The organism is Pontimonas salivibrio (assembly GCF_002950575.1).
GTDB lineage: Bacteria > Actinomycetota > Actinomycetes > Actinomycetales > Microbacteriaceae > Pontimonas > Pontimonas salivibrio.
Genome location: NZ_CP026923.1, coordinates 942,582 through 958,943, shown reverse-complemented (window position 1 = coordinate 958,943; position 16,362 = coordinate 942,582). Strand labels below are relative to the sequence as shown.

The 16,362-nt window shown below is 58.8% G+C and carries 15 protein-coding genes; 3 read left to right on the top strand and 12 right to left on the bottom strand.

Annotated elements, in window-relative coordinates:
* Positions 1-85 precede the first annotated feature (85 nt).
* From C3B54_RS04830 to C3B54_RS04790, 9 genes are all read right to left on the bottom strand, one after another.
* On the bottom strand, positions 86-1,123 hold the full coding sequence (locus C3B54_RS04830; RefSeq protein WP_104913489.1) for a Mur ligase family protein: 1,038 nt from the start codon (positions 1,121-1,123) through the stop codon (positions 86-88).
* Positions 1,123-2,220, bottom strand: a complete 1,098-nt coding sequence (gene mraY / locus C3B54_RS04825) for a phospho-N-acetylmuramoyl-pentapeptide-transferase (protein ID WP_104913488.1) — start codon at positions 2,218-2,220, stop codon at positions 1,123-1,125. Before mraY ends, C3B54_RS04830 begins: the two co-directional genes overlap by 1 nt.
* Positions 2,217-2,849: a hypothetical protein gene (locus tag C3B54_RS04820; protein WP_158665544.1), complete on the bottom strand. Its 633-nt coding sequence runs from the start codon at positions 2,847-2,849 to the stop codon at positions 2,217-2,219. The genes mraY and C3B54_RS04820 overlap by 4 nt, the downstream gene beginning before the upstream one ends.
* Complete coding sequence (locus C3B54_RS04815; protein ID WP_158665543.1) at positions 2,846-4,402, bottom strand: Mur ligase family protein; 1,557 nt, start codon at positions 4,400-4,402, stop codon at positions 2,846-2,848. The genes C3B54_RS04820 and C3B54_RS04815 overlap by 4 nt, the downstream gene beginning before the upstream one ends.
* Before the next feature lie 31 nt (positions 4,403-4,433).
* Positions 4,434-6,179, bottom strand: a complete 1,746-nt coding sequence (locus tag C3B54_RS04810; RefSeq protein ID WP_104913485.1) for a peptidoglycan D,D-transpeptidase FtsI family protein — start codon at positions 6,177-6,179, stop codon at positions 4,434-4,436.
* An 8-nt stretch (positions 6,180-6,187) separates the two neighbouring features.
* Positions 6,188-6,766 carry a hypothetical protein gene (locus tag C3B54_RS04805; RefSeq protein WP_158665542.1) on the bottom strand — a complete coding sequence of 193 codons (579 nt, stop codon included), beginning with the start codon at positions 6,764-6,766 and terminating at the stop codon, positions 6,188-6,190.
* Between the two features lie 62 nt (positions 6,767-6,828).
* Positions 6,829-7,791, bottom strand: a complete 963-nt coding sequence (gene rsmH / locus C3B54_RS04800) for a 16S rRNA (cytosine(1402)-N(4))-methyltransferase RsmH (RefSeq protein WP_104913483.1) — start codon at positions 7,789-7,791, stop codon at positions 6,829-6,831.
* 98 nt (positions 7,792-7,889) lie between these two features.
* Positions 7,890-8,321, bottom strand: a complete 432-nt coding sequence (gene mraZ / locus C3B54_RS04795) for a division/cell wall cluster transcriptional repressor MraZ (protein WP_104913482.1) — start codon at positions 8,319-8,321, stop codon at positions 7,890-7,892.
* 198 nt (positions 8,322-8,519) lie between these two features.
* Positions 8,520-8,891 carry a DUF3040 domain-containing protein gene (locus C3B54_RS04790; protein ID WP_104913481.1) on the bottom strand — a complete coding sequence of 124 codons (372 nt, stop codon included), beginning with the start codon at positions 8,889-8,891 and terminating at the stop codon, positions 8,520-8,522.
* Between the two features lie 63 nt (positions 8,892-8,954).
* On the opposite strand from C3B54_RS04790, the gene C3B54_RS04785 reads away from it, so the two are divergent.
* Complete coding sequence (locus C3B54_RS04785; protein ID WP_104913480.1) at positions 8,955-10,058, top strand: polyprenyl synthetase family protein; 1,104 nt, start codon at positions 8,955-8,957, stop codon at positions 10,056-10,058.
* Between the two features lie 27 nt (positions 10,059-10,085).
* Here the strand turns inward: C3B54_RS04785 and C3B54_RS04780 are convergent, their stop codons facing one another.
* Entirely contained in the window at positions 10,086-10,427 is a 342-nt protein-coding gene (locus C3B54_RS04780; protein ID WP_104913479.1) for an Rv2175c family DNA-binding protein, read from the bottom strand.
* Positions 10,428-10,608: 181 nt separating this feature from the next.
* Here C3B54_RS04780 and C3B54_RS04775 point away from each other — a divergent pair, with 181 nt between their 5' ends.
* Together C3B54_RS04775 and pknB are read left to right on the top strand one after the other, a co-directional pair.
* Positions 10,609-12,159, top strand: coding sequence for a LysM peptidoglycan-binding domain-containing protein (locus C3B54_RS04775; RefSeq protein WP_158665541.1), 1,551 nt, complete (start codon positions 10,609-10,611; stop codon positions 12,157-12,159).
* A 57-nt stretch (positions 12,160-12,216) separates the two neighbouring features.
* Complete coding sequence (gene pknB, locus C3B54_RS04770) at positions 12,217-14,211, top strand: Stk1 family PASTA domain-containing Ser/Thr kinase (protein ID WP_104913477.1); 1,995 nt, start codon at positions 12,217-12,219, stop codon at positions 14,209-14,211.
* Here pknB and C3B54_RS04765 read toward each other — a convergent pair.
* Both C3B54_RS04765 and C3B54_RS04760 read right to left on the bottom strand, forming a co-directional pair.
* Positions 14,208-15,584, bottom strand: a complete 1,377-nt coding sequence (locus C3B54_RS04765; RefSeq protein ID WP_104914275.1) for a class II 3-deoxy-7-phosphoheptulonate synthase — start codon at positions 15,582-15,584, stop codon at positions 14,208-14,210. The two genes, pknB and C3B54_RS04765, sit on opposite strands and share 4 nt — an antisense overlap.
* 81 nt (positions 15,585-15,665) lie before the next feature.
* Positions 15,666-16,349, bottom strand: a complete 684-nt coding sequence (locus tag C3B54_RS04760; protein WP_104913476.1) for a lysophospholipid acyltransferase family protein — start codon at positions 16,347-16,349, stop codon at positions 15,666-15,668.
* Positions 16,350-16,362: the final 13 nt, after the last annotated feature.

Here is a 16,362-nt window from a genome sequence, read left to right as displayed (position 1 = left end):
CCATCGATGAGAACCCAGCCAGATAGACCACCCCTAGTCTCGGGCGAAGAGGGCAGTCGACGGGTGAGGGTAGCGGGTGTGTCCGCTATTTATGTTCCGGCCACTCACCACCGTCTTTAAGAGCCCCGCCGAGTAATTCCGGTGGCACGTCTAACGCGCGCGCAATGCCCAGCGCAGCTATCGCAACCTCAACCGACTCGGGCGTGGAAAAACCCGCGCCCACCAGCTCGTCGACCGTGCACAACTCCAATGCTCGGTCTTTTCGATCGGGCAAAAAAGCACGATCACAAATCACTTCACCGACGCGGCCCAGATCGCTCATTCCCGGGGTGTCCCCCACAATGCCAATCGCTCGGGCCCCCTCCACCACCGACGCCGCGTGAAGGGCGGTCTCGCTCTGGGTGCCGGGCTTATAGATGCAGGACTCAACCGTGTGGGTGTAGACCGCCTCGATTGTGCTGACATCCGTGTCCTCGCCTGGCGCGAAATAGACACTGACTCGTGGCCTGCGCAGGCTCGACTCATCAGCGCCCATCCGCCACAACTGTCGATCCGAAAGCGACCAGAGAACAACGTCAACGCCGTCTGGGTGTCGAAGGGCATCAAGCACTGACGGGGCGCCATGGCCTCCTCGGGCCGCGCGCTGTGAAGCGTGGAGCAAAAATCGTTGCGCCACATCGGCCACCCAGGACCCTTTCTGCTCACCAGCACACAAGACAATGTCGGGGCGTGTGCCCGTTTTATCGGCCACCCTCCAGGAGAATTCCACGTCAGACCAGACGATGAGATCGCTTTCCCAGAGCGCAGATTCGATTTCCCGGTCGGGGACCCAATCCGGGGACAGAAGCACCAGGTCAGGTGCAAGCTCTTTGGCCAAATCGGCAATCTCAGCATCTGATCCGACCGTATGAACACTCACGCCCAACACACCCAGGATGGTGAGCCGGTCAGCATCGTCGCCCAGCTGGACAACATGGGTGTGCGCCCCGAGCTCGGCCACAGTGTCCGCTAGGGCGAAACCACCCTCACCCAGGCCCACCACCAAGACTTTTAAGCCCGCCCAAGGTGCTGACCAACTGGTAAGAGTCTCAGGCGCAAAACCAGAATCAAGCACAGCGAACATTAACGACCAAGCCACTCCAGGTAGAAGATTCCCGCACCGGCAAAAGCAAGGAAACCGGCGATGAGCCAAAAGCGCACCACAATGGTCACTTCCGCCCAGCCTTTGATTTCATAGTGGTGATGGAGAGGACTGGAATAGAAAATGCGCCGACCTTTTGTCAGTTTGAAGTAGGTGCGCTGCAGGACTACTGACGCCGTGAGAATCAGAAACAGACCGGCAATGAGGGGTAGTAGCAATTCGGTGCGGGTAAAGATCGCCATTGCCGCAACCCCACCACCGAGCGCAAGTGAACCGGTGTCACCCATGAACACTTTGGCCGGCGAGGTGTTCCACCACAGGAACCCAATGAGGCTTGCCAAGATGGCCGTCGCCACGGCGGCAAGGTCTAAGGGGTCGCGCACTTCGTAACACTTGTAAGCCACTTCGGAGTCAAGACTTGCAGAGAAACACGACTGGTTGAATTGCCAAAAGCTGATCAAGACGTAAGCGCCAAAGACCAAAATGGATGAACCTGCCGCCAATCCGTCCAGGCCATCTGTGAGGTTCACCGCATTAGAAGTGCTCACCACAATCAAACTGGTCCAAATGGCGAAGGCGATATAGCTTCCGATCGTGCCAAACGCGGCGAAGGTGAGCCAGTCGATATCTCGGATAAATGAGACCGCCAGGGAGGCAGGGGTCTCACCATTCTGGTCGGGAAACGAAATGGCCAAGGCCGAGAACGCCGTGGCCACGATGATTTGTCCGACCACTTTTGCCCGCGGAGAAAGACCCAACGATTGCTGCTGACGAATCTTGGAAAAATCGTCCAGAAAACCTACCGCCCCCAATCCCAGCATGATCGCGATGACGAGCACACTGGAATAGCTGGGAACATCGCCGGCGATGAGGTGCGCGACGAAATACCCAAACACGATTCCCAGCAGGATGATGATCCCGCCCATCGTGGGCGTTCCCCTTTTCACAAAGTGGGTTTGGGGTCCGTCTTGACGGATGAATTGTCCCCAACCAAGACGTTGGAAGCCACGAACAAAGACCGGGGTGAGTACGAGGGTGAAAAGCAGAGACAGTGCTCCTGAGAGCAAAAGAACTCTCACCGAGTCACCCCCATCAGTTCTAACACGCCCGGCAACTCGCCAAAACGGTGCCCGGTAATGAGGACGAGATCATTCTCATTGGGCCAACCACGCAGGTAATCGTACGCTGTGGCGGCATTCTCCAACCACAGTGACTCGCCATCCCAAGAACCTTCTAGACCCACCTGGGTCGCTAAGGCTTTGGCTTCAACGCCCACACCAAGCCACTGGTCCACTCGCAGTCGAATCATGGCAGCGCCCAGAGCCGGTAACGAGTCATAGTCGTCCTCGGCACCTACCGCCACCAGACCGGCGACCACCAGAAGGCGGCCAGAGTCACGCACCGCAGCTGACGCTTTTTTTACGACGGAGACAAGATCATCAGCATGTGGGGATTCAGTCCAGTCCATCCAACACGTCGCCCCCGAATCAAACTCGAAGACTTCGACCAGGTGCGCACTTTGCGCAACACCCCGCACAGCAGTCTGATCGAGGCCACCCTCTGACTGGGCCAATAAGTCGATGACGGGTTGGCGGCTGATGAGCGCGGCAGGGTCATTGGGGTCAATTAACCCTAACGTGAGGGCTTCACCTTCCTCATCCACACACTGCGATCCCCATCGGGTAATGGCGTCCACTCTCCAGGTCACGATGGTTCCTCCTGATTGCTCTCCAGATAGCCCGATCGTTCAAGAGCTCTCAGCGCCTCTGTGCGAGCAGAGAACGGCTCTCGGACTCCGCCGACGTCGCGGTAAGACTGAGAGCCAGGCCCCATCCACACAACGGTATCGCCCGGCTTGGCGATCGTTACGGCCCGGGCGATGGCCTCTTCCTGGGAGGGGATTTCTTCGTAGGGGGTGTCGGTCATTTTCACGCCTTCCAGGAGGTCTGCGCGAATTTGTGCGGGGTCTTCCTTGCGCGGATCATCGTCGGCGACGATGAGGTAGTCAGCGAATCGAGCGGCAATCTTGCCCATAGCCGATCGCTTTGTTCGATCGCGATTACCAGAGGTGCCACATATCACGATCATTTTTCCCTTGGACTGGTTCGCGAGGGTTTCCAAAGTCTTTTGGTAGGCGTCAGGACTTCGTCCCGCGTCGACAAACACCTCAATGGGGGAAGTCCTGGATACTTTTTCCAACCGGCCCGGGACAATCAGTTCAATTCCGCCGCGCGCTAATCCCACCGCCTTTTCCAGCGCATCCACCGTGTAGCCGGCTTGGATGAACATCACTAACGCGAGGGCTGCGTTTCTCACCATATAGTCGCCGACCGCCCGAACACTGCTCGACAGGGTGCCCTCGGGTCCCGAGAGAGCGAATACAGTTTCGGCCCCGTCGACTCCGTGAACTTCCACGCTCCAGGTCGGATTTTGGTCTGGCTGGCCAACACTTACCGCGGGAACCCCGCAGCCCTCCAGCATTTTTCTTCCCCATTCGGATTCCAAAGAGATCACTGCCTGCTGGCTGAGCCTGGGTTGGAAAAGCTGGCGCTTTGTCTCGAAGTAGGACTCCATGTCACCGTAATCTTCGAGATGGTCGTGGCTGAGATTCGTGAAGCCTGCAACCCGGGAGATGATTCCCGTTAACCGCTGGCGCTGGATCGCTTGTGCGCTAGCCTCGATGGCCATTACGGACACACCTCGCTCGGCGGCAAGAGCAAGTAACGCCTGGAGCTCGGGTGCTTCTGGGGTCGTGAGAGGGGTCTTGACGCTCTCGTCACCAATTCGACGTTCGTGGGTGTTGGAAAACGCCGAAGGCACATGTAGTGCGCGGGCAATGGCATCCAGGAAAAACACCACAGAGGTTTTGCCGTTTGTTCCAGTGACTGAAAATACATCGGGCAGTGACACACCCGGGTCGTAAATGCGTTGGGACAGCAGGCCTAGTTCTGATCGGGGTTCAGGGTGAACCGCGATCGGAAAATCAGTTGACACACCGCTCAGCAACGCGGCGCCTTGAGGGTCGGTGAGTAAGGCCACCGCCCCGGCCGCGATGGCCCCCTCGGCAAACTCCGCGCCGTGCCGGGTGGAGCCGGACAGTGCAACGAAGAGGTCTCCTTCACACACCGCATCACTGGCAAGAGCGACACCGGATACGCGCGTCAGGCCGGGTTGGTGAAGCCATTCCCAGGAGAAAACGTCCGCGAGATCGGCAAGAGCCTTCGGGGTGCTGGTGGTCGGTCGCGGGCTCGCTTGGCTCACGGCGTTGACCTCCTCGATGACGCGGGCGTGCCTACCAGGTTAGTGGGGGAAGACCACCGGCAGGGGTCGACGGTGGCACCCGGAAGTGCTTCACGACTTGGGTGATAATCGCGTCGAAGGCGGGGGCGGCCGCGTAAGAAAAGCGGTTGGTCTGGGGTTTGACAAATGCGACCACCACCACGTATTTCGGGTCATCTGCGGGAACCATTCCGGCGATGGAAATCATTCGTTCGTCACCGTACTCGCCATTTTCGGCAATTTCGGCTGTTCCCGTCTTGGCCGCAACGCGGTACCCGGGAACATTCACTCGAGTCTGCAGAGTTCCGCTCTCGGGAACCGTTTCTAAGATCCGCAGCGTTTCTCGTGCCGTGGACTCCGAGACAACCCGCACACTCTCGCGCCTGGGGGCCGGCACAAACTCGCCGTCGGGCTGTTCACAGCCGCTCACGAGCCGAAGCGGGATTCGCTCACCTTTATTGGCAATAGCTTGATACGCACCGGCCATTTGGGCGGTCGTCGTCGACAGGCCTTGGCCGAACGTTTGGGTATGACGAGTAATCGAGTCGACCGTATCGGGATCAGGAAGGTACCCCGGCTGCTCCCCCAAAAACTCAACGCTCGTCATCTCGCCAAAACCGAAGAGTTGGTAATAGCGATTAAGGGTTTCGAGGTCCATCCTCTGCGCTAAGTCAACGATTCCGGTGTTCGAGGAATGACTCAGTATGCCGGCAGTCGTGAGATTGCCGGCCGCTGCCCCAGAGGAGTTTCTAATGTAGCGCCCGCCGGGGAGCTCCCAAGTGGCGGGGACATTGTGTGCCTCTTCGGAAAACGTTAGGCCTTGATCGAGAAGCGCCGCCATGGTCATCGTCTTCATTGTTGAGCCCGGCTCAAAAGTGGAACTGAAGCCAGCGGCACGAAGGTGCGACTGTGGCGCGTCCTCAAAGTTGTTGGGGTCGTAGGTGGGCCAATCGGCCGCTGCGACAACATCGCCCGTCTTCACCTCAACAACCATGGCCGAACCGCTTTGAGCACCAAGGTTTTGTCCGTAGCGGGCAAGCTGCTGGAGGACGAACCACTGTAGGTCGCTATCGACAGTGAGAACCGCGTTTCCCCCATCGAAGGCTTCCTGCGTGACCTCCATCGTGCCGGGAAGCTTCACCGAATCAGCACCCCGTTGATAGCGAAGCGACCCGTGTTCAGCGCGCAAGCATTGGTCCCATTTTAACTCGACGCCCTCGAGGGGGCCATCCGTGCCCATCATCCCGGTGAGATTGCCCGCAACAGAACCGAAGGGATAAAACCGCTCGGGGTTGCGCTCGAAATACATCCAAGGGATATCTAAATCGACGAGCGCGCGGTATTGGGTCGTAGTGGCCTCTTTACTGAGGTAGGCAAAGTTCGAATCCGGATCCGCTGACACACTCGCCCACATTTGGGCGACGGGGGTTCCTGTAATGGATTCGATTTCACCGAGTGCGGCCATGACGGTCACGGTCTGACCGTCCCGTCGAAAATCGGCAACGTGCATGGGCGACACGGTAACGTCATAGCGGTCAGCATTGTGGGCGAGCGCTTGTCCTGCTCGGTCAACGATTTGCCCGCGCTCTGCCCACAGAGTCGCAGACTGTGTCCGGAATTGAGTCGACTCGCTCGTGAGCTCCGCTGCTCGAACAACTTGAATGTCGACGAGACGCACGAAGAACGCCCCGACCGTGACTACCACGATGAGAGACACCGCTCCCATACGCCGTGCCGTCGTCGCGCCCGCCGGTCTCATCGTGTTCTTCAGCGAGTGACGGGAGCGGGCAAGTCGCCACCAAGAGGTGGCTGGTTTGCCGCGACCGCGGGTGTGTGGGGAACCAAGGCTTCTACTCCTGTGAGACTGTCTCCGGGCACGTCAACTTTTCCAGTGTCCCCATCCATGGCCGCAAAACCTGGCAGTGACTCACCCTGAGTGGGGGCTTGTTGGGACACCACCTGAGCCGTGGCAAGAGCGGCGGTGTTGGAGTCGCCAGGCACCACGCTCACAAGCGAGGTGCCCCCAACACGTGCAGGATCTCCTGAGCCGATCACTTGGGAGTCAGACAGTCGCAGGTATGCCGGGTCAGCGTTGTCGACCATACCCAGGGTGACCGCTAGTTGAGCGAGTGTCTGAGGATCTTGCATGGTCCCGATCTCCTCGCTGACAATACTTAAATCGCGGTTTCTCTCAGCAAGCTGCCGCTCAAGATCACGAATCTCGTAGGCACCGCTTCCTAAAGCGATTGACAGTCCGAGTTGGCCCATCAATACCGCAAAGATTCCCAGCAGGGTGCCGAGGACGTATCGAAGTTTCGGTGGGGCTGCCGGCGCCGGTCGGCTCACAGCTTTCAGGCCAGGGCGGCTCTTTAACCGCGGTGGTGCTGCAGCGGGGGCAGTCAAAGCACTCATCGAACATGTCCTTTACGGATTTTCTCGGCAGCACGAAGTCGAAGGGATCGGCTTCGCGGGTTGCTTTCGGCTTCTTCTGGCAGGGGGCCTTCAGGGGATTTGACCAACCAACGAAATGTCGGCTGGTCTGATTCAGGAATCACCGGAAGGTCAAGGGGCGCGTGGCTGCGCGTCCGCGCGTCAATGTCGTGTTTCACCACACGGTCTTCGCCCGATTGATAGGACAACACCACGATTCGTCCACCAACACACAGCGCATCGAGCGCGGCGGGAAGGGCGGCGGCCAGACTCTCAAGTTCATGGTTGACCGCGATACGCAGCGCCTGAAACACCCTCTTGGCGTTGTGACCACCGCGAGGGTGACCGCCGAGAGTCGCGCGGTCGATGACGTCGACCAATTGCAGCGTCGTGCGGAGCGGGCTCTCTTCCCGGGCGGTCACAATTGCTTTTGCGTACCGGGCGGCCAGCGGCTCGTCGCCAAAACGTTGAAACAGGGTCTGCAGCTCACCGCGGGAGAGAGTGTTCACCAGGTCGGCCGCAGTTGTCTCATCGTCCGGGTTCATCCGCATGTCCAAGGCAGCGTCAGTGAGGTAACTAAACCCACGCTCCGAGCGGTCAAGCTGAAGAGACGACACCCCAGCATCAAGAAGCACCGCATCGACACACCGACCGGGGTAATGGCTTTCCAACGCTGTGGGAAGCTCGTCGTAGCGGGCGTGAACGGTGGTCACGCGGGATCCGAAGCGAGCCAGCCGCTCGCGGGCAATCGCCAGAGCCTCTGTATCGCGGTCCATGCCGAGCAGTTGGACATCCGGGACTGCGTCCAAAATGGCTTCCGCGTGGCCTGCTAGCCCGAGGGTCAAATCAACCATCAGCGGCTCCGGCCCGTTGAGCGCGGGTGCCAGAAGCTCCACTGTGCGATCCAGTGCAACCGGGGTGTGGATAGGTATGGCCATCATGATTGTCAAGGGCCTGGCCTGTCGGTTTGATTCCCCTCCGTGAACCTGGGACCGGGGAAGGTGTTCCAGGGCCTACGGGAGGGAGTCAAACCGACAGATCAGAAGAGTCCTGGAATCACCTCCTCCTCGGTGTCGGAGAAGCCCTGTTCTTTTTCGGAGTAATAGGTCTCCCAAGCCCCGTGATCCCAAATCTCCGCGCGGGTTCCGGCGCCAATCACGGTGAGCTCCCGGTTGAGGCCGGCGTATTCGCGCAGAGCCGGAGGAATCGTCACTCGAGACTGCTTGTCGGGAATTTCATCCGACGCCCCGGAGAGGAACAGTCGAAGGAAGTCACGACCAGATTTGCTCGTCAAAGGCGCTTCCCGGATTCGCTCCACTTGGCGGGCGAATTCTTCTTCGGGGAATACGTAGAGACACCGTTCTTGACCTCGCGTCAGTACAACACCGCGGGAGAGCTCTTCGCGGAACTTGGCCGGCAAAATGAGCCGCCCTTTGTCGTCGAGCTTGGGCGCGTACGTACCAAGTAACATCACGCCCCCTTTCGCCGGCCCGATTGGTGCTTACCCCACTTTACTCCATTTCACTCCACTTTGCTCCATTTGAGAGGTCTTTTTTCCCGGAAACCCACCCGGAAGCTCCTCGAGGGGCTGATTACCTTGAATACCGAGGAACACGCGGGCATAAAAAAACCGGCCCCGTAGGGCCGGTGATGGGAAAGAAGTGTCCCGTTACAGTGCGTCGCCTCCGCGACGTTTCTCCCAACGCTCGTTGAGCTGGTCCATCAATGAGGCTGAGGGCTTAGTGCTCGAGGACGAGGCGGCGCGTACTGAGTCGATCGGTTTGCCTGGCACGCTGACAGCGACCATCACTCCCGTGAACAGCACCACAAAACCGATGATTCCCACAATGGTGGAGCTCGCCTGCACGGCCCACAACATCGCAATAAGCCCGACCACGCCAACCACTGTTCCGATACCGATTGCCCGGTAGTTGGGTGCACGTCTACCCAACTGAGAGGTCGACACAACATCGGCCTCGTTTTGATACAGGCCGCGTTCCATCTCTTCGAGCAACTTCTGCTCGTGCTCTGATAGCGCCATAACTCACTTCCTCAAAAGGTCTATACGAAGTCTAAGTCGAAAGGCTGAATATAGGCTAGGGGTGTGTCTAACTCATTGCGGTTCGTTGACATTATCGATTCTCAACTTCAACGCTTCTTCGATCAGAAGGCTGACGAGGTCGCGGAGATTTCTGCCGACCTCGCGCCGCTGATCGACTATTCGCGTTCCCTCCTGCGCGGAGGCAAGCGCTTTCGCGCGCGCTTCTGCTTTTGGGGTTGGCGTAGTATCGCCGGGCTGACTAATCAACCACACCCCCAGACAGGGGACCATCCGGCTTTTGAGCTCGCAACCGCACTGGAGATGTTTCACGCGGCGGCACTGGTCCACGACGACATCATGGATCGCTCAGACACACGACGTGGGGAGCTTTCGGCTCATCGTCATTTTGAGGAGCATCACAAAGGAAGTGGCTTTGGGCTCGATGCCGGACATTACGGTGAATCGACAGCTCTTCTTGTCGGCGACCTGATGTTGGCGTGGAGCTCAGAGCTGGTCACCCAAGCGTTGAGTGGTGTCACAGTGCCCAGTGTGATCGCCGGCACACGCCGCGAATTTCACCGGATGTGGAACGAAGTCACGCTCGGACAGTACCTCGATATTCATGAAGAGTCTGCCTGGCCGACGGTCAGCGACGATGAGCGCTTCCACCGCGCGATGCGGGTGGTGACTTTTAAGTCTGCGAAATACAGTATGGAAGCCCCCCTTCTGCTTGGCGCATCTATGGCTGACGCCAGTGACAATCAGCTACGCCAACTCGCCCATTTCGGCTTGCCGTTGGGTGTGGCTTTCCAACTTCGGGATGACCTTCTCGGCGTTTTTGGCGACCCGGAAGAGACCGGTAAACCCGCCGGAGACGATCTGCGAGAGGGAAAGCGAACGGTGTTGATTGCCCTGGCTGAGGCGCAAATGTCTCCCGGTGTCAAAGGGGTTTTCAATGACATGTTGGGTAACCCTGAGGTTACCGACGAACAAATTGCCATCATGCAGCACACGTTGCGAGACACCGGAGCGGTCGACCGCGTGGAGACAATAATTACCGAGTCGTCGCAGCGGGCCCTGTCCGCACTGGAGACTGACCTGCTCGATGGTGAAGCGGTCGCCGAACTTCGCAATCTCGCTGATGCGGTCGTCTCCCGCTCGGCTTAACGCCAGTCGTTGACCCTGGCCCTGCCACTAAAGGGCGAGGGCCTGTGCGATTCGGCGAACCTCAGTTTTACGACCTTGGCTGAGTGCAATCGCGGGACTCACTCCCAACAGGTCGTTATCTTCCAGTAACCACTCGAGCGCGCCATCTTCGCTGAAGCCACCGTCAATCAAAAGAGTGGCGGTCCCTGCGAGATGGTTAAGCGGTTCGCCTTCGTGAACCAACACAGCAGGGATAAGCCACTGGCCATCGTGACGCCTGGCGAGAAGGGTGCGATCCTCGATGAGACGGCGAACCCTTGAGGGACTGATATCAAGCTGCTCAGAAACCTGAGGCAGGGTGAGCCACTCGTCGGCTGGACTTTTTTCCACCCCTCTAGCCTGTCATGTCCGAGCCACGCAACAAAGAGCGGAACACAACCGGCGCGCACCGGACACAACCTCAAATGTTTCCGTTATGTTAACTGGCGCCACACCGACCACAATGATTGACTTCTCCCACTGGCTGTGGGAGCCTACTCAAGGGTCTAGGTGACTCCCATTAATGCTGTCGATGAGTGAGGTTCTCGTGAGCGAATCCCCAGAGCACGACCCTGCAATGGGTCGTGCTCCGAGAGACGACCACTTTTTCTTTGGCGACCCTCAAGAAGCCCAGCACGCACCGGAGATACTCCACGGTCTCCGGCCGCGCCACCTCGCCACCTCGGCAGCCGCGGCAACCACAGGTTCTGATTGGACCCAACGGACCATACGCGGAGGCCTGCCCCTTCTGATGACAGGGAGCCTCGCCGCGGGAGTAGGTGTCACCAACGCGATGCCCGCGGTGGCCGACACCGCAACCGAAGAGATTCCAGGGCACAGTCAACTGGATCGAACCAAGAACTCACTCTCCGAGCTGATTGCTCACGCCTTTGTTCCCCTGTCACAGCGGGTCGTCAACGCCGTGTCGCCCCACGTACCCAACACCTACAAGGTTCGCTCAGGTGAGACCGTGACCGCTGTGGCGGAAAAGTTTCAGATACCCACCGCCTTGCTTCTCAGCCTGAACGGGCTCAGTTGGAATTCGATCCTTCACGAAGGCCAGGTTCTTCGCTTGACCATGGCCCCGAGTAAACAGCGAGGAATGGCTCCCCCGCGGGTCTCTTCAGCGGGCTACCACGTTGAACCGGGTGACACCCTGGCTAAGGTCGCCCAACGTTTGGGCGTCTCCGAGAGAGCACTCGCCGAGGCCAACGACATGGAACAGGGAACACCCCTTACGCCCGGGTCAAAGCTGTCCCTACCCGGCAGCACAGCGGAAATGGCTCCGCGCACCGTTGCGAGCCAATCCTCCGTCCAGGCACCCAATATCGTTCTTGCGAGCCTCACCGATTCACCAGAGCGCGAAACGAATGAATCATCAACTGAGAGGGATTCAGATGATCCTGGTCGTGAAAGCGACCAGGAAGCAGCCTCCGGCGACGACCATGTGAATCCCCACCCACTGGGTGTCGATGTCCTACCCGCCCCGGAGTTGCGCCCCGAGAAGAAAGCTGCCCCCACTCCCCCACCCGCTCCCACCCCGGCCCCCGTTGCTCCCGCAGAACCCACGCAGGCGGAAAAGAAAGACCGCGACGACTCCGACGATGAAAGGTCTTCGTCTGACGAGTCCGCCACCGAATCATCCGTGGGCCAACCAAAATCTGGAGCGGTCACTCCACTCAACGACGTCAGACGGGAAAATGCATCAATTATCGTGCAAGTCGGTCGAGATCTTGGCGTACCCGACTACGGCATTGTGATTGCTCTGGCCACAGCGATGCAGGAATCCTCGCTCAGAAACATCAACTGGGGTGACCGTGACTCCGTGGGGCTTTACCAGCAACGCCCCAGCTCCGGTTGGGGCACGGTGGAACAGATTATGGACCCAGTGTTCGCTTCCAAAGCCTTCTACGGTGGCCCCAGTAACCCGAATCCGGGTAAAACCCGAGGCCTGTTGGATTACTCCGGCTGGCAATCCTTAGAGCTCACTGTTGCTGCCCAGCGCGTACAACGCTCCGCCTACCCTGACGCCTACGCCAAGTGGGAAGCAAGTGCCTGGGCGTGGCTTGACGAGCTCAGCTAACCTCCGCTGGGTGCGCCTGGGGCACGTACTGCGTTGCGCCCAATACAATCCAAAGCAATGAATAATGCCGCGACCGACCCCCTGGTCGGCACCACAATCGACAAGCGATACCTCATCGAGGATCGCATTGCCCGTGGTGGGATGGCATCGGTGTACCGCGGGTTGGACTACCGCCTGGAGCGACCGGTGGCAGTCAAAGTCATGCACCCACATTTGGCTGCTGATGCCCAGTTCACCGCCAGATTTATTCAAGAGGCCCGACAGGCAGCCAGACTGTCTCACCCCAACATCGTCAACGTGTTCGACCAAGGCCAAGACGGCGAACTGACATTCATCGTGATGGAGTACCTCCCCGGCATCACTCTTCGGGAGCTTCTCACAGACTTTGGCGTGTTGACCTGGGAGCAAACCCTTGACGTGGTGAAGGCCATCCTCCAGGGCTTGGACCTTGCCCACCAGGCGGGAATCGTCCACCGCGACCTGAAGCCAGAGAACATTTTGATGGCAGATGATGGTCGCATAAAAATTGCGGACTTTGGCCTCGCCCGCGCAGCGTCCCACAACACCCAGACGGGCCAAGCGCTGCTGGGGACCGTGGCCTACCTCTCCCCCGAGCTGGTGACCGGCAGTCCCGCTGATATTCGTAGCGACCTCTATGCCCTGGGCATCATGATGTTTGAAATGCTCACCGGGAAGCAACCCTTCATCGGTGACCAAGCGGTGACCATCGCGTACCAGCACGCGAATGCCGACGTTCCAGTACCCAGCGAAATCAACCCAGACATCCCCGATGAGCTCGATGACGTCATCCGCTGGGCGACCCAGAGGTCGCCAGACCAACGTCCGGCACACGCCCGGGCGCTGCTCGATCACATTATTCGAGTCGAACAAGAAATCAAGAAACGAGTGTCAGCGGGCGAACCCACGAGGGTGATGCCGGCCGCGGAGGCTCCCGATGAGCGCACCAAAGTCCTCCGCCCCGGAGACGTCGCGCCCCGCACGTCAGCAGACGACGAACCGACAGAAATACTCGGTCGCGCCGGCGACGTGTTTGCCGACTTAGAAGTACCCGACTACGCCGAGACCTCGCTAGCGCAAGAGGACGTTGCGGTCGAGGCGACACGTCGCCAACGACCCAGTGCAGGAGTGTGGTGGGCGTTTATTCTCACTGCGTTGGTTGCCGTGGGGATAGCCATCTTGCTGTTTGCCCCGCGCGGGCCCTCAATTGTTTCCGTGCCCGACGTCAGTGGAACCACGGTGCAGGAGGCTGGTGATTTACTTCAAGCCACCGAGCTCCTGGTGTCTGATCAACTTGACCAAGAATTCGACGATGCAATCCCTGCAGGGTTTGTCATTGGCACCGACCCGGCCGCAGGGGCGGAAGTAGAAGAGGAGACATCGGTAACTCTGATCATTTCTCAGGGCGTTGAGCCGACCGCACTTCCCGCCGTTGTGGGGCTGCAGCTCGAGCAGTCCGAAGCTCGCTTGGATGACGCCAGGCTCACGTTAGGGACCGTGACCAGAAAGTACTCCGATACCGCCCAACCAGGAGTCGTCACCGACGTCACGAATGAGGCAGGTGTCTCTATCGCTCCTGGCACACAGCTAGAGGCTGAAGCAGTTGTCAACCTTGTCACCAGTGCGGGGTCACTACCCGATGTGGAAGGGCTCACTGTTGAACAGGCCCAAGCAGCCCTGAAGGCCTTGGAATTGCAGGGAGTTGTCGGTGGCGACGGAGAGTTCTCCGAAACGATCGCCGAGGGGCTTGTTATTCGTTATACGCCATCAACCAACAGTGCACTCGATCCGGGCGACACGGTGACCTTAACCATTTCTCGTGGCCCGCCGCTGGTGACCATCCCCGACGTGCTGGGTGGAACCATCCGGGACGCTGTCGACACTCTCGAGAACCTCGGTTTGGAAGTCCAAGTGCGTACCGTGCTCCCGGAGGACTCGTGGTCAGATTCCCGCGCTGAAGTGACAAGCGTGGAGCCTGGCGAAGGGCAGCAAGTCCCGATTGGAACCACGGTCACCATTCGAAGCTTCGCTTAGGAAGCCGTCACAGCCAGTTCTTCAGCGACCAGGAAGGAAAGCTCGAGCGACTGTTGGTGATTGAGCCTCGGATCACACAACGATTCGTAGCGGGTTTCCAGGCCCAACTCATCAATTCGTTGGGTTCCTCCCATGCACTCTGTGACGTCATCCCCGGTCAACTCGACGTGGAGACCGCCCGGGTGTGAACCGACCTCACGATGGGCTTCAAAGAACCCTTTCACCTCATCGACCACATCATCAAACCGTCGGGTTTTGAAACCCGTTTGAGTAGTGATTCCATTACCGTGCATCGGGTCAGTGATCCAGATCGGCGTGGCCTCGCTACGCTGCGCCGCGTCCAGCAAGGGCGGCAAAGCGTCACGAATCGTGCCTGCGCCCATTCGAGTAATGAACGTCAACCGACCAGGGACCCTATCCGGGTCGAGTATGTCGATCAGTCTGTTCATATCATCGACGGTTGTTGAGGGGCCAAGCTTCACCCCGATCGGGTTTTGCACCCTGGAGAAAAAGTCGACATGCGCGCCGTCAAGATCCCTGGTGCGCTCACCGATCCACAGGAAGTGCGCGGAGGTATCGTAGGGAAGGCCAGTGCGGGAATCAATGCGTGTCATTGCCCGCTCGTATTCCATGAGCAAGCCTTCGTGACTCGCGAAAAAGTCCACCCGCTTGAGCTCATCAAAATTGGCTCCAGCGGCTTCCATAAACTTCACGGCTCGGTCAATCTCACGAGCCAATCCTTCATACCGCCGGTTGGCAGGGTTTTCCGCAAAGCCACGGTTCCAACTGTGAACCATGCGAAGATCAGCGAAACCACCCTGGGTGAAGGCGCGGATAAGGTTCAGTGTTGACGCGGCGGTGTGGTACCCCTCGAGCATTCGCTCGGGGTTGGGAGTTCTAGATTCTTCAGTGAATTCGTAGCCATTGACCATGTCCCCGCGGTAGGCGGGCAGTGTCACACCATCACGAGTTTCCTCGTCGCTCGAGCGAGGCTTCGCAAACTGCCCGGCCATGCGCCCCATTTTGACGACCGGTAGCGAGGCGCCATAGGTCAAGACCACAGCCATTTGGAGGATCGTTTTCACGCGGTTTCGAATTTGGTCCGCCGTTGCGCCGGCGAAAGTTTCTGCGCAGTCGCCCCCTTGAAGCACGAATGCCTCACCCCTGGCAACCGTCGCCAGCTGATTTCTCAGCTGGTCGACTTCTCCCGCAAAAACCAACGGCGGTACACGAAGCAAATGCTCAGAGACCGCGTCTGCTGCGGCCTGATCAGGCCAAGGAGGCTGTTGTTTCGTGGGCCGGGTGCGCCAATTGTCCAAACCCTCAATAGTTTCAGGCCGGGGTTCCACCACGGCTTCGGTGGGGTCAATCATCGTCGAAACGTTCATCGCTCCTGTATTTCTCACGAGGTTGGACAGGCTCTAAAGCCTACTTCAGGCTAAGGCGCCACACTCTCAGCTGGCGGCGGAGCCCTGACGCACTGTGGAGGCATACACGTCGACGTATTCCTGGCCACTGAGTTGATTAATTCGATACATTATTTCGTCAGTGATGGACCGCAATACAAAACGGTCACCCTCCATGCCCTCAAACCGCGAAAAATTGAGAGGCTCTCCGAAGCGGACGGTCACCTTTTTCACCCGAGGAAGCCGTTTGCCGAGAGGCATCACTTCGTCGGTACCGGTCACCGCAACCGGGATGACGGGGACGTGTGCTTCAAGTACCATTCTCGCCACACCCGTGCGGCCTCGATAAAGGCGTCCATCGGGTGAACGTGTCCCCTCAGGGTAAAGCCCGAGAATGCGCCCCTCGGCAAGCACTTGCAGACCGGTGTTCAGAGAAGCTTCTGAAGCCTTTCCGCCGGCTCGGTCAATGGGTAACTGGCCGGAGGCGGTGAAAAACCATCGAACGAGCGCCCCGCGAACACCCTTGCCCGTGAAATAGTCGCTCTTCGCGAGGTAACTCATCCTCCTGGGGACGGCTAGCGGGAGAAAAACGCTGTCTACGAACGAGAGGTGGTTGCAAACGATGATTGCTGGCCCGTCAGCAGGTATGTGTTCTACCCCTTCAATCTGGGGGCGAAAAACGGTGGCGAACAGAGGGCCCAGGAGACCATTTTTCAACCACCAGTAAAACACGTTAGACCCCCTC